This window comes from Mesorhizobium sp. WSM4884 (genome assembly GCF_029625675.1).
In the GTDB taxonomy this organism is placed as follows: Bacteria; Pseudomonadota; Alphaproteobacteria; order Rhizobiales; family Rhizobiaceae; genus Mesorhizobium.
Genome location: NZ_JARTVO010000027.1, coordinates 40,018 through 62,553, shown reverse-complemented (window position 1 = coordinate 62,553; position 22,536 = coordinate 40,018). Strand labels below are relative to the sequence as shown.

General features: G+C 64.8%; 24 protein-coding genes. 9 read left to right on the top strand and 15 right to left on the bottom strand.

The window, feature by feature from the left end:
- Positions 1–41: 41 nt before the first annotated feature.
- The 7 genes from P9236_RS28020 to P9236_RS27990 form a co-directional block, all read right to left on the bottom strand.
- A complete protein-coding gene (locus tag P9236_RS28020) occupies positions 42–884 on the bottom strand; it encodes an acyl-CoA thioester hydrolase/BAAT C-terminal domain-containing protein (RefSeq protein WP_278077862.1) in 843 nt (280 codons plus the stop codon).
- An 83-nt stretch (positions 885–967) separates the two neighbouring features.
- Positions 968–1,366 carry a 30S ribosomal protein S16 gene (gene rpsP, locus P9236_RS28015; protein WP_278077861.1) on the bottom strand — a complete coding sequence of 133 codons (399 nt, stop codon included), beginning with the start codon at positions 1,364–1,366 and terminating at the stop codon, positions 968–970.
- 111 nt (positions 1,367–1,477) lie between these two features.
- The gene (locus P9236_RS28010; protein ID WP_278077860.1) at positions 1,478–1,804 is read right to left on the bottom strand and encodes a chorismate mutase; all 327 of its coding nucleotides are present in this window, start codon (positions 1,802–1,804) and stop codon (positions 1,478–1,480) included.
- 24 nt (positions 1,805–1,828) lie between these two features.
- Positions 1,829–3,415, bottom strand: a complete 1,587-nt coding sequence (gene ffh / locus P9236_RS28005; RefSeq protein ID WP_278077859.1) for a signal recognition particle protein — start codon at positions 3,413–3,415, stop codon at positions 1,829–1,831.
- 455 nt (positions 3,416–3,870) lie between these two features.
- Entirely contained in the window at positions 3,871–4,812 is a 942-nt protein-coding gene (locus P9236_RS28000; RefSeq protein WP_278077858.1) for a glycosyltransferase, read from the bottom strand.
- Positions 4,812–5,771: a CPBP family intramembrane glutamic endopeptidase gene (locus tag P9236_RS27995; protein ID WP_278077857.1), complete on the bottom strand. Its 960-nt coding sequence runs from the start codon at positions 5,769–5,771 to the stop codon at positions 4,812–4,814. Before P9236_RS27995 ends, P9236_RS28000 begins: the two co-directional genes overlap by 1 nt.
- Positions 5,772–5,991: 220 nt before the next feature.
- Positions 5,992–6,594 carry a DUF1236 domain-containing protein gene (locus tag P9236_RS27990; RefSeq protein ID WP_278077856.1) on the bottom strand — a complete coding sequence of 201 codons (603 nt, stop codon included), beginning with the start codon at positions 6,592–6,594 and terminating at the stop codon, positions 5,992–5,994.
- 281 nt (positions 6,595–6,875) lie between these two features.
- Here P9236_RS27990 and P9236_RS27985 point away from each other — a divergent pair, with 281 nt between their 5' ends.
- Together P9236_RS27985 and P9236_RS27980 are read left to right on the top strand one after the other, a co-directional pair.
- Positions 6,876–7,673, top strand: a complete 798-nt coding sequence (locus P9236_RS27985) for a lytic transglycosylase domain-containing protein (protein WP_278077855.1) — start codon at positions 6,876–6,878, stop codon at positions 7,671–7,673.
- Positions 7,674–7,972: 299 nt separating this feature from the next.
- On the top strand, positions 7,973–8,260 hold the full coding sequence (locus P9236_RS27980) for a GIY-YIG nuclease family protein (RefSeq protein ID WP_278077854.1): 288 nt from the start codon (positions 7,973–7,975) through the stop codon (positions 8,258–8,260).
- Between the two features lie 143 nt (positions 8,261–8,403).
- Here the strand turns inward: P9236_RS27980 and P9236_RS27975 are convergent, their stop codons facing one another.
- A complete protein-coding gene (locus P9236_RS27975; RefSeq protein ID WP_278077853.1) occupies positions 8,404–9,624 on the bottom strand; it encodes an argininosuccinate synthase in 1,221 nt (406 codons plus the stop codon).
- A gap of 180 nt (positions 9,625–9,804) precedes the next feature.
- Here P9236_RS27975 and P9236_RS27970 point away from each other — a divergent pair, with 180 nt between their 5' ends.
- The gene (locus P9236_RS27970) at positions 9,805–10,446 is read left to right on the top strand and encodes a LysE family translocator (protein ID WP_278077852.1); all 642 of its coding nucleotides are present in this window, start codon (positions 9,805–9,807) and stop codon (positions 10,444–10,446) included.
- 31 nt (positions 10,447–10,477) lie between these two features.
- On the opposite strand, the gene P9236_RS27965 is transcribed toward P9236_RS27970, so the two are convergent.
- Together P9236_RS27965 and rlmN are read right to left on the bottom strand one after the other, a co-directional pair.
- Entirely contained in the window at positions 10,478–10,945 is a 468-nt protein-coding gene (locus tag P9236_RS27965) for a hypothetical protein (RefSeq protein WP_278077851.1), read from the bottom strand.
- Positions 10,942–12,177: a 23S rRNA (adenine(2503)-C(2))-methyltransferase RlmN gene (gene rlmN, locus P9236_RS27960; protein WP_278077850.1), complete on the bottom strand. Its 1,236-nt coding sequence runs from the start codon at positions 12,175–12,177 to the stop codon at positions 10,942–10,944. The genes P9236_RS27965 and rlmN overlap by 4 nt, the downstream gene beginning before the upstream one ends.
- A 425-nt stretch (positions 12,178–12,602) precedes the next feature.
- Here rlmN and P9236_RS27955 point away from each other — a divergent pair, with 425 nt between their 5' ends.
- Both P9236_RS27955 and P9236_RS27950 read left to right on the top strand, forming a co-directional pair.
- Positions 12,603–12,902, top strand: a complete 300-nt coding sequence (locus P9236_RS27955) for a hypothetical protein (protein WP_278077849.1) — start codon at positions 12,603–12,605, stop codon at positions 12,900–12,902.
- A gap of 179 nt (positions 12,903–13,081) precedes the next feature.
- Positions 13,082–14,425: a chloride channel protein gene (locus tag P9236_RS27950; RefSeq protein ID WP_278077848.1), complete on the top strand. Its 1,344-nt coding sequence runs from the start codon at positions 13,082–13,084 to the stop codon at positions 14,423–14,425.
- A 52-nt stretch (positions 14,426–14,477) separates the two neighbouring features.
- On the opposite strand, the gene P9236_RS27945 is transcribed toward P9236_RS27950, so the two are convergent.
- From P9236_RS27945 to P9236_RS27935, 3 genes are all read right to left on the bottom strand, one after another.
- Positions 14,478–14,984, bottom strand: a complete 507-nt coding sequence (locus P9236_RS27945; RefSeq protein WP_278077847.1) for an invasion associated locus B family protein — start codon at positions 14,982–14,984, stop codon at positions 14,478–14,480.
- A gap of 381 nt (positions 14,985–15,365) precedes the next feature.
- The gene (locus tag P9236_RS27940; protein ID WP_278077846.1) at positions 15,366–15,728 is read right to left on the bottom strand and encodes a YkvA family protein; all 363 of its coding nucleotides are present in this window, start codon (positions 15,726–15,728) and stop codon (positions 15,366–15,368) included.
- A 251-nt stretch (positions 15,729–15,979) separates the two neighbouring features.
- Positions 15,980–16,273: a 4a-hydroxytetrahydrobiopterin dehydratase gene (locus tag P9236_RS27935; RefSeq protein WP_278077845.1), complete on the bottom strand. Its 294-nt coding sequence runs from the start codon at positions 16,271–16,273 to the stop codon at positions 15,980–15,982.
- 50 nt (positions 16,274–16,323) lie between these two features.
- Between P9236_RS27935 and P9236_RS27930 the strand changes: the two genes are divergently transcribed.
- Positions 16,324–16,842 carry a low molecular weight protein-tyrosine-phosphatase gene (locus P9236_RS27930; RefSeq protein WP_278077844.1) on the top strand — a complete coding sequence of 173 codons (519 nt, stop codon included), beginning with the start codon at positions 16,324–16,326 and terminating at the stop codon, positions 16,840–16,842.
- Here the strand turns inward: P9236_RS27930 and thpR are convergent.
- Positions 16,746–17,342, bottom strand: coding sequence for an RNA 2',3'-cyclic phosphodiesterase (thpR, locus tag P9236_RS27925; protein ID WP_278077843.1), 597 nt, complete (start codon positions 17,340–17,342; stop codon positions 16,746–16,748). The two genes, P9236_RS27930 and thpR, sit on opposite strands and share 97 nt — an antisense overlap.
- A gap of 223 nt (positions 17,343–17,565) precedes the next feature.
- Positions 17,566–18,207 carry an arylesterase gene (locus P9236_RS27920; protein ID WP_278077842.1) on the bottom strand — a complete coding sequence of 214 codons (642 nt, stop codon included), beginning with the start codon at positions 18,205–18,207 and terminating at the stop codon, positions 17,566–17,568.
- An 82-nt stretch (positions 18,208–18,289) separates the two neighbouring features.
- Between P9236_RS27920 and P9236_RS27915 the strand changes: the two genes are divergently transcribed.
- The 3 genes from P9236_RS27915 (at position 18,290) to P9236_RS27905 (ending at position 22,522) form a co-directional block, all read left to right on the top strand.
- Positions 18,290–18,988: an ABC transporter ATP-binding protein gene (locus tag P9236_RS27915; protein ID WP_278077841.1), complete on the top strand. Its 699-nt coding sequence runs from the start codon at positions 18,290–18,292 to the stop codon at positions 18,986–18,988.
- Positions 18,988–21,528, top strand: a complete 2,541-nt coding sequence (locus P9236_RS27910) for an ABC transporter permease (protein ID WP_278077840.1) — start codon at positions 18,988–18,990, stop codon at positions 21,526–21,528. The genes P9236_RS27915 and P9236_RS27910 overlap by 1 nt, the downstream gene beginning before the upstream one ends.
- Positions 21,529–21,781: 253 nt before the next feature.
- On the top strand, positions 21,782–22,522 hold the full coding sequence (locus P9236_RS27905; protein WP_278077839.1) for a Bax inhibitor-1/YccA family protein: 741 nt from the start codon (positions 21,782–21,784) through the stop codon (positions 22,520–22,522).
- Positions 22,523–22,536: the final 14 nt, after the last annotated feature.

The window sequence follows — 22,536 nt, the reverse complement described above, 5'->3', positions numbered from 1 at the left end:
AACGGCGGGCGAGGATCCGCCGTTCCGGTTTTTTGGCAGCGTTACAGCAAATCCCGGATATGTTCCCAGGCTTCGCGGCCCAGGCTAGCATCGGCCGCGTCGTTGCCGCCATGCGCGTGCAATGTCGACCGAGGGGTACTCTCGCCCGGCAACAGAATCCGATGACCCGCGTCGGGCGCCGCCACCAGGCTCGCGCTCTTTCCAGCATCCTTTCGGCGCCGCGCGATTGCTTCGGCAAAGTCGAGCGACGGCCATAGCGCATCGTCGCCGCCCGCAATCAGGACGATCTCCGCCGCCGTTGCCTCAACAGGAATGACGGCCTCGCGCGCCTTATCCGGGAAGATGTTCAGGCAATGCTCGAAAAGCCCTCGATAGGACACGAGGCCATCGACGTGGCCCGCTTTCCAATCCGGATCGGTCGGAACGAACGGACAAGGACGCCCGGCAATCGTCCATGACGACCGCTCAGGCCAGCTGACGCCGTCGCGGCCCGGCCCGATATTGCCCCAGGCGACCGATGTCGGGCTGATTGCGACCACGGCCGATACGCGGGTCATGAACCGATGCCAGCAGCGAGGCTCGGCGCCTTTGGACGTCCCGACATAGACTATGCGCCGGCATCCCAATCCGACGAGACGGTCCGTCGCGGCGAAAAATGTTTCGATCGGGATTTCGCAAATTCCGGGGGTCTGGCCGTCGCCGCCGAACCATCGGAGAGCGATGGCCGACGCGCCTGCATCGGCGAACAGCCGGGCGCGAGCGACGTCGACACGGCCGCTCGATCCGCTCAACACGACGATGCCCGTCGTGGCGCCAAGGCGCCGCAACAGCGTTCCGGCAACGCTACCAGTTAGGGTTTCTTCGGTGATTGCCGGTTTGCCCATTCGTCATCCGCTCGAACACTGCCACGAACAATAGCAAAACGGCGGACACTGGCCCGCCGTTTCGTCGATGCGATGAAGCAGTATTACTCGGCGGTGGCTTCCGCCTCGGCGGGTGCCGCGGACGCTGCGGCAACGGCGGCGGCGGCGTCTTCCTGAGCCTTCTTCAGCAGGGCGGCGCGTTCCTGCGCCTTCTTGCCGGGCAGGGCCTTGGTCGGGTTCGAGCGGGCCGGACGCTTGGCGATGCCGGCTTCGTCGAGGAAGCGCAGCACGCGGTCGGTCGGCTGGGCGCCGTGCGAGAGCCAGTGCCTGACGCGGTCGGCGTCGACCTTGACGCGTTCGCCGTCCTTCGGCAGCAGCGGGTTCCACGAGCCGAGTGCCTCGATGAATCGGCCGTCGCGCGGCGAACGGGCGTCGGCGACGACGACGTGGTAGTAAGGACGCTTCTTCGAGCCCGCGCGGGCCAGTCTGATCTTCAGTGCCATTCTTTATCTCCTAAAGCTCTGATTTCTCTGATTTCATTGATCGGGTTTGGCTTGTCCTGTGCAAGTCGCTGTCCCAAAACCGCTGCGCAGTTTCGGGCGACGTACATTTGATTAGCCGGCTTTCGTCACGCCGTTGTTAGCGGCGATCTGTTCGTGGTGGCGGATCACTTCGCGGATGACGAAGTTCAAGAACTTCTCCGCGAAATCCGGGTCGAGATGCGCATCCTTCGCCAGTTGGCGGAGGCGGGCGATCTGCTGCTGCTCGCGCGCCGGATCGGCAGGCGGCAAGCCATGCTCGGCCTTGAGCACGCCGACCGCCTTGGTGCAGCGGAAGCGCTCGGCCAGCATATGGATGAGGGCGGCGTCGATGTTGTCGATCGAAGCGCGGTAGCCCGCCAGAACGGCGCGTGCGTCGGCCATGTCCTTCTCCTCGTTCATCGCCCCCTCACTTCTTCTTGCCCATCATTTCTTTTTCCCAAGGCCAGGCAGCCCACCGCCGAGGCCGGGAAGACCCGGCAGCTTCATGCCGCCGGGCAGGCCCGGCAGGCCACTGCCACCAAGTCCGCCGGGCAGCCCGCCAGGCAGGCCCTTGCCGAGGCCGGCTGCCTGGGCCTGTTTCTGCAGAGCCTCGAGCTGCTTCGGATCCATCTTGGAAAGATCCGGCATGCCGCCGCCGGGCATCATGCCGCCGAGGCCCATCTTCGAGGCGAGGCCGCCCATCATGCCGCGCATCATGCCGCCGCCTTTGCCCTTGCCGCCCATCGCCTTCATCATGTCGGCCATGCCGCGGTGCATCTTGAGCAACTTGTTGATCTCGGCCGCGTCGGTGCCCGAGCCGGCGGCGATGCGCTTCTTGCGCGAGTGCTTCAGGATGTCGGGGTTCGCGCGCTCGGCCTTGGTCATCGAGGAGATGATGGCGAGCTGGCGGCGGAACATCCTGTCGTCGAAGCCGGCCGCGGCGAGCTGGTCCTTCATCTTGCCCATGCCGGGCATCATGCCCATGATGCCGCCCATGCCGCCCATCTTCGACATCTGCTGAAGCTGCTGGGCGAGGTCGTTCAGGTCGAACTTGCCCGACTGCATCTTCCTGGCCATCGCCGCCGCCTGCTCGGCGTCGATGGTCTCGGCGGCTTTCTCGACGAGCGAGACGATGTCGCCCATGCCGAGGATACGGTCGGCGATGCGCTTGGGATGGAATTCCTCCAGCCCGTCCATCTTTTCGCCGGTGCCGATCAGCTTGATCGGCTTGCCGGTGACGGCGCGCATCGAAAGGGCGGCGCCGCCGCGGCCGTCGCCGTCCATGCGGGTGAGCACCAGGCCGGTGATGCCGACGCGCTCGTCGAAGCTTTTCGCCAGGTTCACGGCGTCCTGGCCGGTCAGCGAGTCGGCGACCAGCAGGATCTCGTGCGGCGACGACACCTTCTTGATGTCGGCCATCTCGACCATCAGCGGCTCGTCGATATGGGTGCGACCGGCGGTGTCGAGGATGACGACGTCATGGCCGCCGAGCTTCGCCGCCTGAACGGCGCGCTTGGCGATGTCGACCGGGCTCTGGCCGGCGATGATCGGCAAGGTCGCGACCTTGGTCTGCTCGCCGAGCTGGCGCAACTGCTCCTGCGCGGCGGGGCGCCGCGTGTCGAGCGAGGCCATCAGGACCTTCTTGTTCTGGCGCTCGGTCAGGCGCTTGGCGATCTTGGCCGACGTGGTCGTCTTGCCGGAGCCCTGCAGGCCGACCATCATCACGACGACCGGAGCCGGCGCGTTGAGGTCGATGGCGACGCCCTCGGCGCCGAGCATGTCGACCAGCTCGTCATGGACGATCTTGACGACCATCTGTCCGGGCTTGATCGACTTCAGCACCGCGGCGCCGACCGCCTTCTCGCGCACCTTGTCGGTGAAGGAACGCACCACCTCCAGCGCGACGTCGGCCTCGAGCAACGCCCGGCGCACCTCGCGCAGCGCCGCCGAGACATCCGCCTCGGACAGCGCGCCGCGGCCGGTCAGGCCGTTCAGGATGGAGCCAAGGCGCTCCTGAAGGGATTCAAACATCTTGCTTCCTTCGATCTCGGTTCATTCGACCCGAGAGGTAGTGCGTTCGCGCCGGGTCGCCAAGCAAAAGCGCAAAGCCAAAAAACACCCGGGGGCGCATCGCGCTGCCGGGTGTTGGCCTCCAGGATCGGTTTACAGCTCTTGCCTCGAAGAGGCTTCGGCGTCCTGGTCGGCTTTCGCGGAGAGGGTCTCGTCGCGGAAATTCCTGCGCGTCTAGACAGGAAATCGGCGGCAGAGTCAAGGCTGAGGGCCGGGGCGCTCCTCCTTCTCCCCTTGCGGAGAAGGTGGCCGAGCGAAGCTCGGTCGGATGACGGGCGTTGGACGGATCTCTGCCCAAAAGATGTAAGCGATTAAAATCATTGCATCTTTTGGTGTCGCGTTTCTTCCAGCACCCCTCATCCGTCTCGGCGCTGCGCGCCGATCCACCTTCTCCCACAAGGGGAGAAGGGAAAGGTTCAGGGCAGCTTTTCGCCGTCGAGGATACGCGCATAGAGATCGAGATAGCCCTTTGCCGTCCTCGCGATGGGAAACCGGTCGGCCGCGGATTCCCGGCACCGCTCTGGCGAAAGCGCGGCGATGTCGGCGAAGGCCTGCGCGAACTCGGCATCGGTATCGAACAGGCGTCCGGTCGCATCGTCGACGATTTCCGGCAGCGCGCCGCGCGGCGTCGTCAGCACCGGCGTGCCGCACAGCATCGCCTCGACCGGCGCCATGCCGAATGGCTCTTCCCAGGCGATCGGGTTGAGGAAGGCCTTGGCCTCTCCCAGCAGGCGCAGCTTTTCGTCGCCGTCGACGGTACCGTGGTAGCGAAAGCGAGGCCCCAGGCTCTTGAAGAAGACGCCTTGGCGCCGGACCCTGGAACGCTGCAAAAGCTGCCAGCGCGATCCGCCGGCAATGTCGAGCTGGAAATCGAAGGTCTTAGCGAGATCGACCGCCCGGTTGAGATTCTTGCCGACGCGGGCAATGCCGGCCAGGAAAAGCAGCCGGTCCGTCTTGGCAGCGGACAAGCGATAGGCGTCGACCGGAAACCCGTTATAGACGAACGTTTCCCGTCCGTGATTGCGCGCATGGCTGGCGCTGACGAAGCTCCAGTTCTGCTCCTTGTGCGGGAACTTCGGGTCAAAGCCATGCAGCGTGTAGAGCGCTGGGCGCGAAGTCTCCGTGTACCAGCCATTGAAATGAACGATGTCGGCGTCGGCCGGGATCGCGGCGCGGCATTCGGCTGCCGAAGACGCCTGCCGCACCTCGCAAAGCGGATGGCTCGAGCCGCGACCGGCGATGAGGACGATCTTGTGGCCGAGGCGCGAAAACTCCTTGGCCAGCCAATCGACCTGCCGCTCGGTGCCGCCGTAGCCCTTGCAGGGAATGGCGCGTTCCGCCACCAGCGTGATGCGCATCAGGAGAGCCCGCCGGATCGCGGATCGACCGGCTCGACCTTCAGGGGCGAGCGGCGATGCAAAAGCAGAAGCATCGTCAGCAGCGTGCTCGCGATGCCGATCGCGGCGATGAGAGCGGCGTCCCAATTCGTCCAGCCGGGGCCTTCGAGCGGCTTGGCGTTGAACAGAGCGAAGGAATTGTAACCCTGCTGGTGCGAGATCAGCAGGAAGCCGGTCAGGTTGTTGCCGAGATGGGCGCCGAACGCGGCGCCCAGATTGCCGGTCGCATAGACCAGCAGCGTCAGCAGCAGCGCGAAGGCGGCGATCGAGACCAGCACGCAGGCATTGATGGCAAGCGATGAAGCCGGGCTCCAATGCAGCGCGGTGAATAGAAGCCCCGGCAGCACGGCCCAGATCAGCGGGCTGCCAAACCGGCTGGCGAGGCCGCGCAGCAGGTAGCCGCGGAACAGAGCCTCTTCCGACGAGGTCTGCAGAAAAGCGAGCGGCACGATCGCCACGAGGGAGAGCAGCCAGGACGAGAACGCGATCGATCCGCGGGCGATCTCCGGCTGCAGTAAATAGAGCAGGACCTCCGAGAACAACGATGTGACCAGAACCGCGATCAGGCCCTTGAGAAAACCGCCGCGCGAGATGCGGCGATCGGCGCCGATCAGCGCCGCGAGCGGCTCGCCATGGACGAAGCGCATCGCCGCCCAAAGACCGATCCAGATGCCGGCAAACGACGCCAGCGCGGTGAGGATGCCGACGGGCGAGGCCAGGAAATCCTGGATCGGCTGTCCGGTCGCCGGGCCGGGAAGACGCAAGACGATGAAGGCGTAGGTGCCGGCGACGAGCACGACAAGTGTCACGGCGAGCCAGAGGACAACGACGATCCCCGTTCCCATGAGGAGCCGGAGCAAGGTGGTTTTCCGGTTGGGCGAGCGCCGGTAGCGCTCGAAGGCGGCACTGTCGATGATCACGCGGGTCCCCCTGCCGGACGCTTTCGGGTCGCATGATCTAGGAGATCGGCGGTTTTGGCGCAATCATCCTCGTCAGGGTAGGCAAGGGATTCTATCAGATAGCGCTTATATTGGCGGATCGCCCCCTTGGACGTTGGGGAAAGCTTCGGCCGATTGCGAACGTTCATGATGGTTCGCCGAATCGGGCGGCCGCCGATCGCCGGCGACCGCCCGTTCTTGGTCAGCGCATCACATAGACGATGCGCCGCGTGCCGGGATCCACCAGCGCCGGCTGGTTGTTCACATAGACATAACGATAATTGTAGTCCGGGATCTCGCGCAATTCGACCGTGTCGGGCAGGACCGCGCCGGTCACCACTTCGCCCTCGAGATAGACCGGGTCGACCCGATGCGTGGTGACGTAGGTGCCCACTTCGGCCGGCGGCCTGGCGATCGGATCAACCGGATCGCTCGCAACGATGGCGCCGGTATAGTCGTCCTGCGAATAGACATCGTCAGCCGGCGGCGACACGACGGCGATGTCGGCATCGGCCGGCCGGCGCGTGAGCACCACGCGGCTGCCGCCGAAGTCGCCCGTCACATAGTCGGAGTAGACCCAGCCGTTGCCGCCGGCCTCGGCAATGGTGCACCATTTGCTGTTTGCGATGCAGCCCCTGAGGGTAGCCGACTGGCCGGCCGCCAGCACGCCGATCACAGGATATTGCGGGCCCGGCCCGGCGCGGACGTTCAGATCCGTCAACGCCGAGACCGGCGTGTCGGCAAGGGCCGCACCCGACATGGCGAGCAGCGCACCGGCAAGCGCCGGAAACAATACGCTTTTCATGGCTTTTTCTCCGTTTTCAACGCTCCCTCGGGCTCGAAAACGAAACCAGGCCTTATGCGTTCCGGCTAAAGCGCTTGTCGCCCGCTCACGAATTGTTCCATGTCCTGCGGCATCTTGGGCGCGGATGAGCCAATCTCGCCATAATAAATGCTTGATCGTGGGCAAATTCCCCGGCATTCGCCAGCGTCGAGCGCCGCGCAGCCCCGCGTGGGCGGTGACAATCGGGCGTTTCGCTGGCAGATTTGCAACCGGGACGTGATTCAGGCAACCAGGAGAACGACATGGCATTTTTTGCCAAGGGAAGGATTTTCATGGCCGCTGTTGTGGCGGCACTTGGGCTGGCGACGGGCGCGCAGGCGGCGGCCAGCTGCGGCAAGAACGGCGCTGGCTTCGATGCCTGGAAGCAGCAGTTTGCGGCGGAAGCACAGGCCGAGGGCGTGGGGCAGAGGGGCCTGTCCGCGCTGGCCGGCGCCACTTACGCGACAAGGACGATCGCTGCCGACCGCGCCATCCACAAGGCTTTCAGCGGCTCGGTGGAAGAGTTCATGAAGCGCCGGGGCGGGGCTGCTATCATTTCCAGGGGCCGTGCGCTGAAGAAGCAGAACGCGGCGATGTTCGACAGGATCGAACAGACCTACGGCGTGCCGCCCGGCGTGCTGCTCGCCATCTGGGGCATGGAAACCGGCTTCGGCGCCTCGATGGGCAACCAGAACACGGTCTCGGCCATTCTGACGCTGGCCTATGATTGCCGCCGCCCGGAGTATTTCACCCCGCATGCCATCGCGGCGCTGAAGCTGGTCGATCGCGGCGCGCTGAGCGCCTCGTCGGTGGGCGCCATGCATGGCGAGATCGGCCATACGCAGTTCCTGCCCGGAAATGTCTTGAAGTATGGGGTGGGCAGCGGAAACCTGCGCGACCGGAACACCGCGCTGGCATCGACCGCCAACTTCCTCAAAGGCCATGGCTGGCGGGCCGGCGCGAGCTATGAGGCGAATATGGGCGCGATCGCCGGCTGGAATTCGGCCAGCGTCTACCAGCAGGCCATCGCCCGCATCGCCGAGGCGATCGACGCCGATTGATCAGAAATCCCTGTTAAGCAGAAAGCCCGGCCATGCGCCGGGCTTTTCCTTATTGGGCTTGACATCGGCGAAAGTCGGGAAGCAGGAATCTCCCCCTCTCGGGTGCCCCGGCGGAGATGTCGCCAGAAGCGACGGAGAGGATCCTTGCGCGTGAAGGCTGCAACGTATCCTTCGTCATTCTAGGGCGAAGCAAGGAGCGAAGCGACGCGCGCAGACCCTAGAATCCATTCCATTACCTCAGCCAAGAAACGCAACGGTCGAGAATAGCCGCCGATGACTGCGCCAACTAAGATCGCGGCATGACAGGCTATGTTTACATGACCGCAAGCCAGAAAGGCGGCACGATCTACATCGGCGTCACCAATGATCTCGGCCGTCGAATACCCGAGCACAAGATCGGCCAAGGCTCCAGCTTCACCAGCCGCTACGGTGTGCAGCGTCTCGTCTGGTACGAGGAGTATTTCGACATCGCCGACGCGATCCAGCGTGAGACGTCATTGAAGCGCTGGCCACGCCGATGGAAGGTGGAATTGATCGAGAAGAGCAATCCGGAATGGTTCGAGTTGTTTCGCGGAACTGGCTGGTGAACGTTCTGCACTGTGGCGGCTCTCAACCGTCACGGCATGGATTCTAGGGTCTGCGCGCGTCGCTTTCGCTCCTTGCTCCGCCCTAGAATGACGAAGGATGGGCTGCCGGGACAGCACTCCCCGTGCTGGGGAGATCAGCAGTTTCAGCTGCGGTTTCTCGCCGCAAGCGTCCTGAGCCGCAGACCGTTGAGGCGGATAAAGCCTTCGGCGTCCTTCTGGTCGTAGGCGCCGCGGTCGTCCTCGAAGGTGACCAGCGCGTCGGAATAGAGCGTCTTCTTCGACTTGCGGCCGGTGACGATGACATTGCCCTTGTAGAGCTTCAGCCGGACCGTGCCTTCGACGTCTTCCTGGCTCTTGTCGATCATCGCCTGCAGCATGACGCGCTCGGGGGAGAACCAGAAGCCGTTGTAGATGAGCTCGGCATAGCGCGGCATGAACTCGTCCTTGAGGTGGGCGGCGCCCCGATCGAGCGTGATCGATTCGATCGCGCGGTGGGCGGCGATGAGGATGGTGCCGCCGGGGGTCTCGTAGACGCCGCGCGACTTCATGCCGACGAAACGGTTCTCGACCAGGTCGAGGCGGCCGATGCCGTTGTCGCGGCCAAGATCGTTCAGCGCCGCCAGCATGGTGGCCGGCGACAGCTTCTTGCCATTGAGCGCGATCGGATCGCCCTTCAGGAACTCGATCTCGATCTCGGTGACGACATCGGGCGCGTCCATCGGCGAGACGGTGCGCTGATGGACGAATTCCGGCGGCTCGCTCCACGGATCCTCCAGCACCTTGCCCTCGGAGGAGGAGTGCAAAAGGTTGGCGTCGACCGAGAAGGGCGCCTCGCCGCGCTTGTCCTTCGGCACCGGGATCTGGTGCTGCTCGGCGAAGTTGAGAAGGTCGGTGCGCGACTTGAACGACCAGTCGCGCCAAGGCGCGATGACCTTGATGTCGGGGTTGAGCGCATAAGCCGAAAGCTCGAAGCGGACCTGGTCGTTGCCCTTGCCGGTAGCACCGTGCGCAATCGCGTCGGCGCCGGTTTCCCTGGCGATCTCGACCAGATGCTTGGAGATCAATGGCCGGGCGATCGAGGTGCCGAGCAGATAGGTGCCTTCATAGACCGCGTTTGCGCGGAACATCGGAAAGACGAAGTCGGAAACGAATTCCTCGCGCACGTCGACGATGCGGATGTCCTTGATGCCCATCATCTCGGCCTTGCGGCGCGCCGGCTCCAGCTCGCCGCCCTGGCCGAGGTCGGCGGTGAAGGTGACGACCTCGGCGCCGAGCTCGGTCTGCAGCCATTTCAGGATGATGGAGGTGTCGAGGCCGCCGGAATAGGCGAGCACGACTTTCTTCACGTCTTTGATCTTGGACATTGTTGCGGTTCCGCGGGTAAAAGGTTTGGGGGCGAGTATCACGCCGTTTCCGGCTCATGCAAGAGACGAAGGCGCGCGGGGCGGCGGCAGAAGCTGGGCCAGACGTTCACGCCGACAGTTGCTGGCGAAGCGGACGTGGCCGCGCTATAGGGTCTGCGATCCATCCCGCAGGGGCGAGCAATGTCCTTCATTCCCGACACCACGACGCTGATCCAGTTCGCCATCGCGACCGTCATCCTGGCGATCACGCCGGGTCCGGACATGACGCTGTTCGTGTCACGCACGCTGAGCCAAGGCCGCGCCACCGGCTTCGCCTCGATGGCCGGGGCGCTGTGCGGTACGCTGATCCATACCACGCTGGTGGTGGTCGGCGTCTCGGCGCTGATCGTCGCCTCGCCGATGGCCTTTTTCGCGCTGAAGATCTTCGGCGCCGGCTATCTCGTGTTCCTCGCCTGGCAGGCGGTGACGAAAGGCTCGGCCTTTTCGCCGGAGAAGAAGGAAGGGCCTCGGATCTCGCTGTTCCGCAGCTGGGCGGCCGGGCTCGGCGTCAATCTGCTCAATCCGAAGATCATCCTGTTCTTCATGACGTTCCTGCCGCAATTCGTCTCCGCGCATGATCCCAATGCGCCCGGAAAACTGTTTTTCCTCGGCGTCATGTTCATCGTGCTGTCGATCCCGGTGACGGCGCCGATGGTGCTGGCGGCGGAGAAGTTTTCGGCGGCGATGAAGGCGAGCCCGCGCGTGACGCGCGTGGTCGACTATCTGTTCGGCGGCGTGTTCTCGGCCTTCGCGCTCAAGATCCTGACCGCGCAGGCGAAGTAGACCTCGCCTCGCTACCTGGCCGGTGCTGAAATCAGGCTTCGGGATCGGGCAGCGGCTCGCGACGCCAGCTGCCGGCCCAGCGGCCGGCCGAGAGCCAGTAGAAGATGCCGCCGACCATGCCGGCGCCGACCAGCGCGAGCCTCACATTGGTGTCGGCGACATCGAATTCGCCATCGCCGGTATTGTGCGCCAAGCCGAGGAAGAGGATGGCGATGACGGCGCCGCCCAGCGCGTAGAACAGCAAGTCGCGCCGTCCCAGCACTTCGGCGATCACGATGACGACCGCGGCCGGCATGAAGCCGAAATAGGCGACGAACAGCGCCAGGAAAGGCACCGAAAAATAGAGCGCGGGCGCGATCGACGGGTGCCCGGGCTCCGGCCCATAGCCGAAATAGCCGAGGAAAAGCACGTTGAGGAAGGCGCTCGCCGCCAGCGAGGCGACGAGATAGCCGATGAGGATGGCAGCGATGCGGACGAGATAGGCGACGATACGCCTCACGCCTCGCCGTGCCCCGCGATCATCATGGCTTCCAGCGCCAGGCGGTCCACCTTGCGCATCCGCTCCGATTCCGACTTCAGCTGGCCGCAGGCAGCCAGGATGTCGCGGCCGCGCGGCGTACGGATCGGCGAGGCATAGCCGGCATTGTTGATGTAGTCGGCAAACTTCTCGATCGTCTCCCAGTCCGAGCACTGGTAGTTGGTGCCGGGCCAGGGGTTGAACGGGATCAGATTGATCTTGGCCGGAATGCCCTTCAAGAGCTTCACCAGCGCCTTGGCGTCCTCGAGCGAATCGTTGACGTCCTTCAGCATCACATATTCGAAGGTGATGCGGCGGGCGTTCGACAGGCCCGGATAGGCGCGGCAGGCGGCGATGAGCTCCCTCAGCGGAAACTTCTTGTTGATCGGCACCAGAAGGTCGCGCAGGTCGTCATTGGTGGCGTGCAGCGAGATCGCCAGCATGACACCGATCTCCTCGCCGGTGCGGGCGATCTCCGGCACCACGCCGGAGGTCGACAGCGTGATGCGGCGCTTCGACAGGGACAGGCCGTCGCCGTCGGAAGCGATCAGCAGCGCCTTCTTTACCGCCTCGAAATTGTAGAGCGGCTCGCCCATGCCCATCATGACGATGTTGGAGACTTTTCTGCCCTCGGCCGGCACGATGGCGCCGTCCGGCGTGTCGCGGTCGGGGAAGTCGCCGAGACGGTCGCGCGCGGTGAGCAGCTGCGCCAGGATTTCCTCCGTCGTCAGGTTGCGCACCAGCTTCTGCGTGCCGGTGTGGCAGAAGGAACATGTCAGCGTGCAGCCGACCTGCGAGGAGATGCAGAGCGTGCCGCGACCCTCCTCCGGGATATAGACGGTCTCGATCTCGACCGGCCGGCCGGCGCCGCGCGGCGGGAAGCGGAACAGCCATTTGCGCGTGCCGTCGGAAGAGATCTGCTCCTCGACGATTTCGGGCCGGGCGACGGTGAAATGCTTGTCGAGCTCGGCGCGCAATTCCTTGGAGATGTTGAACATGTGGGCGAAGTCGGAGACGCCGCGCACATACATCCAGTGCCAGAGTTGCTGGGCGCGCATCTTGGCTTGGCGCTCAGGCACGATGCCGGCCTCGACGAGGGCGGCGCCGAGTTCGGCGCGAGTCAGGCCGATCAGCGACGGTTTTTCGGCCGCTGCAGCACGAGCGCGCAAGGCGTCGCGCGCGCCTTCGGCAGTCAGATCGAATGAAAGGGTCATGGTTGCGCCAATATAAGCGGTTTGCGGCCGATTTCAGCATCGTGCCTGAATGAAGCGCGGCGCATAGCACAGCTTGCAGGCGGAGTCATGGGGCGGGGCTTCCCTTCTCCCCTTGTGGGAGAAGGTGGATCGGCGCGCAGCGCCGAGACGGTTGAGGGGTGTTCCAGGAAACGCCAGCGTCTCACTCCGCTGGAGCACCCCTCATCCGACCGAGCTTCGCTCGGCCACCTTCTCCCACAAGGGGAGAAGGGAGAGGCGCCGATCGGCAACGACCTTACTCTTGAGTATCCGCTCTTCGGCGGTGACCGCTGACGTGCGCGCCATCTTCAGTCCGATCACATAGTCGTGTTTGCGTAACGCTTCGCCACCCGGCGGCGAAATCTGAAAGGGGCAATTGTGCCCCGCGCAAAACGGGAGTGAGCAGAATGCATTCGATCAAGCTTGTCGCGATTGCCGGCCTTGTCGGCCTGTCCGTCTCGCCGGCGCTTGCCGAGGACACGATGGGAACCATGACGATGATGAAGGCAGGGCAGGTGACGGCGATCATGCCCGACGGCCACATGGGCACCATGATGCCGGACGCAAAAATGAGCAGCGAAATGATGAAGTCGGCCAAGCCGATCAAGCACTGCATGATGATGATGACCGACGCCAAGGGCAAAGCCTACATGATCGACACGTCGACCAAGAAGGCACAGGCCGAATGTGAAAAAATGGCCATGTGAGCCAGCCCGATCCCGCCGGCGCGACGCCGGCGGGATTCGGCGCGCCGATCGAGCGCTCTTGGGGAAGCGCTCTTGGGGAATTGCCGGTGAGGGCTTGGCCGCGCGCGCAACCAGCCTGACCCACGGGCTTGATCGGCTGCATAAGTGTGCTAGGCCGAGCCATCACCAAGAGGGCGCAGATGGCCGGCATATCGCGAAGACACCCCATGCTGCGGCGCTCGCAGGCAATATGGGGGTCGCGGCGCGTCTGGCAGCCGCGCCTGGTGTTCTGGGCCGGCGCCCTCTCGATCGGGCTGATCAGCGTGCTGTTCGCAATGCTGGCCGACCGGGCGCAGGCGCTGTTCCACGTCGTCACAGCCGGCGATGGCGGCTGGCGCTTCTACCTGCCGCTTATCTTGACGCCCACTGGCTTCGTATTTTGCGCCTGGCTTGCCCATTCCTTCTTTCCGGGATCGCAAGGCAGCGGTATTCCGCAGGCGATCGCCGCCCGCCATCTGCGCGACGACGAGGACCGCGGGCACCTCCTTTCGCTTCGCCTGGCGGCAGGCAAGATCGCGCTCACCGTGATGGGCCTGTTCTGCGGCGCTTCGATCGGCCGCGAGGGGCCGACGGTGCAGGTCGGCGCCTCGCTGATGTTGCAGGCCGCGCGCTGGGGCGGCATGGCGCAGGCGCGCGGCCTGATCCTGGCCGGCTCCGCCGCCGGCGTCGCAGCCGCCTTCAACACGCCGCTTGCCGGCATCGTCTTCGCCATCGAGGAGATGGGCCGCGCTTACGAGTCGCGCACTAACGGGCTGGTTCTGACGGCGGTGATCCTGGCCGGCCTTGCCTCGCTCGGCCTGCTCGGCAACTACACCTATTTCGGCGTCGCCAGGGACACGGTGGCCTTTGCCACCGACTGGCCGCTGGTGATTGCCTGCGGTGTCATCGGCGGCGGTTTCGGCGCGCTGTTTTCGCTGCTGGCGCTGAAGATCACGCGGCGCATCCGGCGCTGGAACGCGCTGCAGCCATTGTGGCGCGCGCTGCTCGTGGCAGGCATCTGCGGCCTTGCGGTGGCAGTGATCGGCCTCGGCTCAGGCGGCCTCACTTTCGGCACCGGCTACACGCAGGCCCGTGGCGCCATTGAAGGCACGCCGCTGCCGGCGTTCTTCTTCCTGGAAAAATTCGCGGCCGGGGTGCTTTCGATGGTGTCGGGCATTCCGGGCGGCATCTTCGCGCCGTCGCTGGCGGTGGGCGCCGGTCTCGGCAGCACGCTCGGCCTGGTCTTCGGCGCCAGCACCGGTCTCGCCGCGCTGCTCGGCATGGCCGGCTATTTCGCCGGCGTCGTGCAGGCGCCGATGACGGCCTTCGTCATCATCCTCGAAATGACCGGCAACCACGACAATGTCATCGCGCTGATGTGCGCGGCGGTGCTGGGCTACGGCACGGCGCGGCTGATCTCCAACGAGCCGCTCTATCACGCGCTGTCGCGCGTGTTCGTTGCCGAGGCGATCCGGCGGCGGCGGGCCGCCGAGCATCCAGGCTGAAAAAGCCGGACTTGCGGTCCGGCCCTGCCTCAAGGCAGGTTTTTGCTTTCGCCTACTTGCACTTGGCGATCGAGGCCAGCGCGGCCGAGATGCCCTTCAGCGAGAAGACGTAGGAGGTGGGGTTGCCGCGGCCCGACTTGGCCGACACTTTCATGTCGGTGCCGGTCTTCATGGCGGCGATCAGCACCGGCTCCTCGGCGGCGTTCTCGACCCAGGCCGACTTGCCGCGGGTGAACATCGAGAACGTTTTCTTGTCGATGGTGACGGTGGCCTTGGAGCCTTCCTGGAAGTTGTAGCCGGCAATGAACTGCGGCTCGTAGGAGACCTGCTGTCCGGGACGCTGGCTGACGAAGAAGAACATGTCGCCATGGTCGAGCGACGGCGGCTGCTTGTCGGTCGGCACTGTCAGCACATAACAGACCTTGCCGCCCGCCGACTGATAGCTGTAGGTGCCCCAGGCATTGTGCTGGCCGATCTTGGTCGCCTGCTGTGCCAGCGCCGGCGCCGCGAAGGCGGCCGCCAGGACCAGGCTGGAAACTGTAGCAATCAATCCGCGCATCGTTCTTCCCGTATTCCCAAATGGTGCGGAGGCGGGCCGCCTGGCGTCCTGCCGTCGCTTCATTTTGATTTAATCAGGGTTACCAAACGGTGAATTTTCCTCAAGAAAAGGAGCCTCACCCCAGGAAACCGCCACCATTCGCGCCGCCGCTTCGGAGCGGCGGTCGCGATGTCCCGGCGCGAACTTGGAGGGCACGAAAGCGGCAAGAGTTTGTCTTCTCGCGCGGGCGGTTTCGCGGTCTCGTTGCAACACCGCGGAGCCGGTCCTCGCTCCGGGGCTAAAGCGCGTCGCGATCCTTCGGATTCGCTCCGTACGCTTTAGGCTTTTGATTTTGCGCATGTCTTTGTCCCGAAACCGGTTCCCACTTTCGGGAGACATGCTTTAGCCCTTGTCGGCCAGGGCGTCCCTGGCGGCCTGCCGGTGCGCGGGCGTGATGTGGGCGCTGACGGCGGTGATCGCTGCGGTCAGCACGGCGAGGTCGTCGGTAAAACCGAGACCGAGGACGAAGTCGGGGATGAAGTCCACAGGCAGCACGAAATAGCCGAGCGCGGCAAGCAGGATGCCCTTGGCGCGCAGCGGCGTGTCCCTGTCCATGGCGCAATAATAGGCGGCGACCACCTCGTCCATGAACGGGATCTGCCGGGCGGCCTTCTTGGCGGTGCGCCAGAATTTCTCGCGCACCTCGCCCTCGCCGGCGAGCTTGTCGCCAAAGCCGAAGAAATCAAAACCGGATTCCTGCGCCATCAATGTCTCCTTGGCCGCGCGACCTTGCGTGCCGGCCCGCCGCGGGAGATGTGGTGAAAGCGGTGGGCTGCTGCAAGAGTTGGGCGTTGTGCTGGCCTCAGAATCGAACTCGGCAGCATTGGCCGAGTTGGCAATCGTTACCTACGTGGAGATTGGCCGGAATATCCCTCCCTTCGTCATCCACGGGCGGAGCAAGGAGCGAAGCGACACGGCGTAGACCATAGAAACGACGTCGAGGCCGTGTCCTCGCCCTACCCGAAATACCGGTTCATCCGCTTGGCCAGCTCGATGTCGAGCGCCGTGACGCCGCCGGCGTCATGCGTGTTCAGCGTCACGTCGACCGTCTTGTAGACGTTCGACCAGTCGGGGTGATGGTCCATCTTCTCGGCGGCTAAAGCCACGCGGGTCATGAAGGCGAAGGCTTCGGAGAAATTCTTGAAGCCGAAGCTGCGTTTGATGGAGGCGCCGTCGGCGGCCAGCGACCAGCCTTCGAGTTCGGTGAGTGCAGCCGTGATCGCTTCCTTGCTGAGTTTTTCCCTGGTCATGTCGGGTTCCCGTGCTATTCGAAAATTGAAACAACCATAGCGCCGGATCGATGAGCGCAAAGCCCATAAAATCCATTCTGTTCGTTTGCCTCGGCAACATCTGCCGCTCGCCACTGGCCGAGGGCGTTCTGAGCGCTGTTCTGGCCGAACGCGGGATGGCCGGCGATATCGTGCTCGATTCGGCCGCCACCAGTGGCTGGGAGGTCGGCTCTGCCCCGGATCCGCGCGCGATCGCGGTCGCCGCAAGCCACGGCATCGACATTTCGGGGCAGAGGGCGCGCAGAATAGCGCCGGAGGATTTTTCGCGCTTCGACCTGATCCTCGGCATGGATCGTTCGAATGTGCGCGATCTCAAGGCGCTGGCGCCTCAGGCCGCGCGCGACCGTATCCATCTCTATCTGAAATTTGCGAACGGAACGGAACGGGACGTGCCGGATCCCTATTACGAGGACCAGCAGGCCTTCACCGCCGTCTACCGCATGATCCGCGAAGCGTCGGAGGCGCTGGCGAAGCGGCTGGAGGCACGCACGTCGGCGCCGACCAGCGGCCAGGCTTCCTCGACGATGTAAGGGCCGCCGCCGACCGAATCGCGCGACGACATCAGGACGAAGCGGCCGACGCGGAAAGGCAACGCTGAAAAGTTGCCGCGCGCCGAAAGATATTGCGCGACGTCCGCAGGGCTCGAATTGCGCAGGCGGGCGAGCGTCACATGCGGCATGAACTTGCGCGGATCGGCCGGCAGGCCGAGCCGCTGGCAGATGCGGTCGATCTCGCCCTGCAGCGCCGTAAGGTCCGGCGAGACGGCGACGCCGGCCCACACCGCATGCGGCTTCTTGCCGCCGAAGGCGCCGACGCCGGAGAGCGCCAGCTGGAAAGAAGGGCGGTGGATGCGATCTAGCGCGTTAGCGATTTCGTCGGCGACATGGCCTTCGACATCGCCGATGAAGCGTAGCGTCAGATGGTAGTTTTCGACGTCTATCCAGCGGGCTCCGGGAAGACCGCCCCGGAGCAGGGACAGCGAAAGAGCAGCGTCACGCGGAATTTCGAGGGCGGTGAAAAGACGTGGCATGGGAAGCCTCCTGTCCTCGAATCGAAACTCTCATCCCTAGCGAATCATCGATATCCGCGCGGAGCAAGCAGTTTGTTGTCCACAAAGTTTCCCCAAGGGAAACCGTGGTATTCCAGCCTCACCAAAGCGCATCGCGATCTTTCAGGTTCACTGAGCGCGCTCTGGTTTTTTATTTTGCGCATGTCCTTGTCCAAAACCGGTTCCCACTTTCGGGAGACATGCTTTATGCGCCGCCATCGGCGGCAATTGCCTTCTCGACAGTGGGCAGGATGTGCTCGACGATCACATCCACGCCCTTGGGGTTGGGATGCAGGCCGTCCTCGAGCTGCAGGCCGGGATGGCCGGCTACGCCGTCGAGAAAGAACGGATAGAGCGGAACATCGTATTTCGCGGCGAGCCTCGGATAGATCGCATCGAATGCCTGCTGGTAGCCGGCGCCGAGGTTGGGCGCCGCGCGCATGCCGGCCAGAAGTACGGCGATCTTGCGCTGTTTCAACTTCGCCAGCATCGCGTCGAGGTTCTTTTCGGCGATGTCGGGCGAGACGCCGCGCAGCATGTCGTTGGCGCCGAGCTCGAGAATGACGAGCCGGGTACCGTCCGGCACCGACCAGTCGAGCCGCGCCAGCCCGCCGCTCGTGGTGTCGCCGGACACGCCGGCATTGGCGACGGCAACGTCATGACCCTTCACCTTCAGCGCCGCCTGCAGCCTGTCGGTGAAGCCCTGGCCCGGGCCGAGGCCGAAGCCTGCCGTCAGGCTGTCACCGAAGCCGACGATGGTAAAGGTCTCGGCGCGCGCCGACGAAATGGCGCCGCAAACCGCAAGGAAAAGGATGAGGGCTGCGGCGGTTGTGTGTTTGAAAGCCATGCGGCGAGCCCCATATGACCGAAACAATCCCCGGGAGGAGGCGTTCTCGTCTCCTTTTTCCACCATATAGGACGCTTTCACCGTGACAGAAGCCGTCATCGCATTGAGGGATGTCTCGCTGACGCTCGGCGAGGGCGCTTCCTCCGTCCATGTGCTGAAAGGCGTAAGCCTCGATGTGGCCGCCGGCGAAGCCACCGGCATCGTCGGCCCGTCGGGTTCCGGCAAGTCCACCTTGCTGATGGTTCTGGCCGGGCTGGAAAGGGTCGATGCGGGAACAGTGCGAATCGCCGGCGAATTGCTCAATGGCAAAAGCGAGGATCAGATTGCATCGTTCCGGGGGCGAAACATCGGCATCGTCTTCCAGTCCTTCCACCTCATCCCCAATATGACGGCACTTGAAAATGTCGCGGTGCCGCTGGAGCTCGCCGGCCATGCCGACCCGTTCGGCGTGGCGGCGCGGGAGCTCGCGGCGGTCGGCCTGAGTGACCGCGTGAAGCACTATCCCGGAGAGCTCTCGGGCGGCGAGCAGCAGCGCGTGGCGATCGCCAGGGCGCTGGCGCCTTCGCCGCGCATCCTGATTGCCGACGAGCCGACCGGCAATCTCGACCAGGCGACGGGAAAGCAGATCGCCGACCTCTTGTTCGCCAAGGCGGCCGAGCGCGGCATGACGCTGGTACTGGTCACGCATGATCCGGCGCTTGCGGCCCGCTGCTCGCGCCAGGTGTCGATGCGCTCGGGGCGGATCGAGGATGCGCCGAGGGCGGTGAAGGTACCGGCCTGATGCGAACGCTGAAGCTCGCCATCCGCTTCTCGCTGCGCGAGATGCGCGGCGGCCTGTCCGGCTTCATGATCTTCCTTGCCTGCATCGCGCTCGGCGTCGCGGCGATCGGCGGCGTCAATTCGGTGGCGCAGGCGATCACCGCCGGCGTCGCCAACCAGGGCCAGACGCTGCTCGGCGGCGATCTGCGCTTCCAGATCAACCAACGCAGCGCTACGCCTGCCGAACTCGGCTTCCTCGGCAGCCTGGGCATGGTGTCGCTGAATTCGGGCATGCGTTCGATGGCGCGGCTCGAGGACGGCTCCGACCAGGCGCTGGTCGAGGCCAAGGCGGTCGACGACGCCTATCCGCTCTACGGCACGTTGGAAACCGATCCGCCGCTGCCGAAGGAGGAGCTGTTCGGCGAGAGAGCGGGCGTCTTCGGCGCCGCCGCGCCCGATCTTTTGTTCGACCGGCTCAATCTGCATATCGGCGACCGGCTGAAGCTCGGCAACGCCACTTTCGAGCTGAGGACCAGGCTGCTCAGCGAGCCGGACGCGATATCCGATGGCTTTGGATTCGCGCCGCGGCTGATGATCTCGAATGATGGACTTGCCGCATCCGGACTGGTGCAGCCCGGCAGCCTGGTCGAAAACGCCTACAAGCTGCGGCTGCCCGCCGGCACCGGCGAGGCGCGGATCAAGGAAGTCCAGGCCGAGGCGGCGAAGGAATTTCCACAGTCCGGCTGGTCGATCCGCACGCGCAGCAACGCGGCGCCGGCGCTCTCCTCCAATATCCAGCGCTTCTCGCAATTCCTGACGCTGGTCGGGCTGACGGCGCTGGTGGTCGGCGGTGTCGGCGTGGCGAACGCGGTGCGCGCCTATCTCGACGGAAAGCGCGGCGTCATCGCCACCTTCAAGAGTCTCGGCGCCTCCGGCGGCTTCGTCTTCACCGTCTATCTGGTACAGATCCTTTTGATTGCCGGCCTCGGGATCGCGCTCGGCCTGGTCCTGGGTGCCACCATGCCGTTCGCGGCGAGCGCGCTTCTGCAGTCGGTCATCCCGGTGCCGGCGGAGGGGGGCTTCTATCCCGGCGCGCTCGCGATCGCGGCGCTGTTCGGTCTCTTGGTGACGCTGGCCTTCGCGCTCTTGCCGCTTGGGCGCGCCCGCGACGTGCCGGCGACGGCGCTGTTTCGTGAGATGGGTTTTGAGAGCCGCGGCTGGCCGCGCCTGCCCTATATCGGCGCTGCTCTCGCGATCGTGCTCGGGCTGGCGGCTTTGGCCATATTTTCCGCCGACGACCGGCGCATCGCCTCGATCTTCGTCGGCGCCACGGTCTTTGCCTTCCTGGTGCTGCGGCTGGTCGCGGCGCTGGTGCAATGGACGGCCCGGCGAAGCCCGCGCGTGCGTTTCGTGTCGCTTCGGCTGGCGCTCGGCAACATCCACCGTCCCGGCGCGCTGACGCCATCGGTGGTGCTGTCGCTTGGCCTCGGTCTGACGCTCTTGGTGACACTGGCGCTGATCGACGGCAATCTCAGGCGGCAGATTTCCGGCAGCCTGCCGGAGCGGGCGCCGAACTTCTTCTTCGTCGACATCCAGAGCAGCGATGTCGACGCTTTCGCCGGCCTGGTCGAAAAGGAGGCGCCGCGGGGAACGCTGGTCAAGGTGCCGATGCTGCGCGGCCGCATCATGGCGCTCAACGGCGTCGACGTCGACAAGGTGAAGATCCCCGCCGACAGCGCCTGGGTGCTGCGCGGCGACCGCGGCCTGACCTATGACGCCAGGCAGCCGGAGAACGCCACGCTGACCGAAGGCGCATGGTGGCCGCAGAATTATTCCGGCGAGCCCCTGGTGTCGTTCTCGACCGAGGAGGGCAACGCGATCGGGCTGAAGCTCGGCGACACCGTCACCGTCAACGTGCTCGGCCGCAACGTGACGGCGAAAATCGCCAATTTCCGTCAGGTCGAATGGGAAACCATGGGCATCAATTTCGTCATGGTGTTCTCGCCCAACACCTTTGCCGGTGCGCCGCATGGCTGGCTGGCGACGCTGACCGACAAGGGCGCCACCACGGCAGACGACGCGCGGCTGCTCAACGCCGTCACGCGCGCATTTCCGGCGGTGACGACGGTCCGCGTCAAGGACGCGCTCGATATCGTCAACCGGCTGGTCGCGCAATTGGGCACGGCGATCCGCGCCGCCGCCGGCGTGGCGCTGATCGCCTCGGTGCTGGTGCTCTCCGGCGCCCTGGCAGCCGGCAACCGGGCGCGCATCCATGACGCGGTGGTGCTGAAGACGCTCGGCGCGACACGCGGGACACTGATCACCGCCTTCTCGCTGGAATATGTGCTGATCGGCCTTGCGACCGCGCTGTTCGCACTTGCCGCGGGCGGCATCGCGGCATGGTTCGTCGTCGCGCACATCATGACGCTGCCGTCGCACTTCATGCCGGAGGTGGCGGTCGCGACGATCCTCGTCTCGCTCGGCGTCACCGTCGGTATCGGCCTTGCCGGTACCTGGCGGGTGCTTGGCCACAAGGCGGCGCCGGTGCTGCGCAACCTCTGACGCGGCGAGCGCTGGAGCAGGCTCGACCTCGTTAAATCTTTGTAAGAATGCCGGGCCGAAACGGCCAAAACCCGGCCTTTTGCTTTCTCACGAAGCGTGACGCCTCGTTGCCGTCTTGTCCTTGAGGTCAAGAACCATCATATTTCCCGCAGGCATGCTGGAGCCCCGCCAGCGGCGCCTGGTCCAAGGGCCATCCAAAGTGGTCGTCCCGGGACCTGTCACCGGACGGGGCAGAAGCAACAGAGGATTTCCAATGGCTGATCCCATTCGCAACTACCAGACGTCCGCCGCCCCCGGCGCGCGCGTCGATATCGATCAGGGCCTGCGGGCCTATATGATCAAAGTCTACAACCTGATGGGGCTCGGCCTGCTCATCACCGGCCTTGCCGCTTGGGGTGCGTTCCAACTCGCCGTCACCGGCGACGGTCAGCTCACGGCCTTCGGCCAGCTCATCTATGCAAGCGCGTTCCGCTGGGTCGTCATCCTGGCGCCGCTGGCTGCCGTGATGTTCCTGTCGTTCAGGATCCAGTCGATGAGCGTGGCGGCGGCGCAGACCACGTTCTGGGTCTATGCCGGCCTTGTCGGCCTGTCGCTGTCGACGATCTTCCTCGTCTATACCGGCACCAGCATCACCCAGACGTTCTTCGCCACGGCCGCGGCCTTCGGCGCGCTGTCGCTCTATGGCTACACGACCCGGCGTGACCTGACGGCCTTGGGCTCGTTCCTGATCATGGGCGTGATCGGCCTGCTGATCGCGATGGTCATCAACATCTTCCTGGCGTCGTCGGCGCTGGCCTTCGCCATCTCGGCGATCGGCGTGCTGGTGTTCGCGGGCCTGACCGCCTACGACACGCAGCGGATCAAGGAGATGTATTTCGAGGGCGACGTCGCGGACGTCGCCGGCCGCAAGGCCATCATGGGCGCGCTGCAGCTCTATCTCGACTTCATCAACCTGTTCATGTTCCTGCTGCAGTTCATGGGCGACCGCCGCTAAAGGCAGTTACCCGG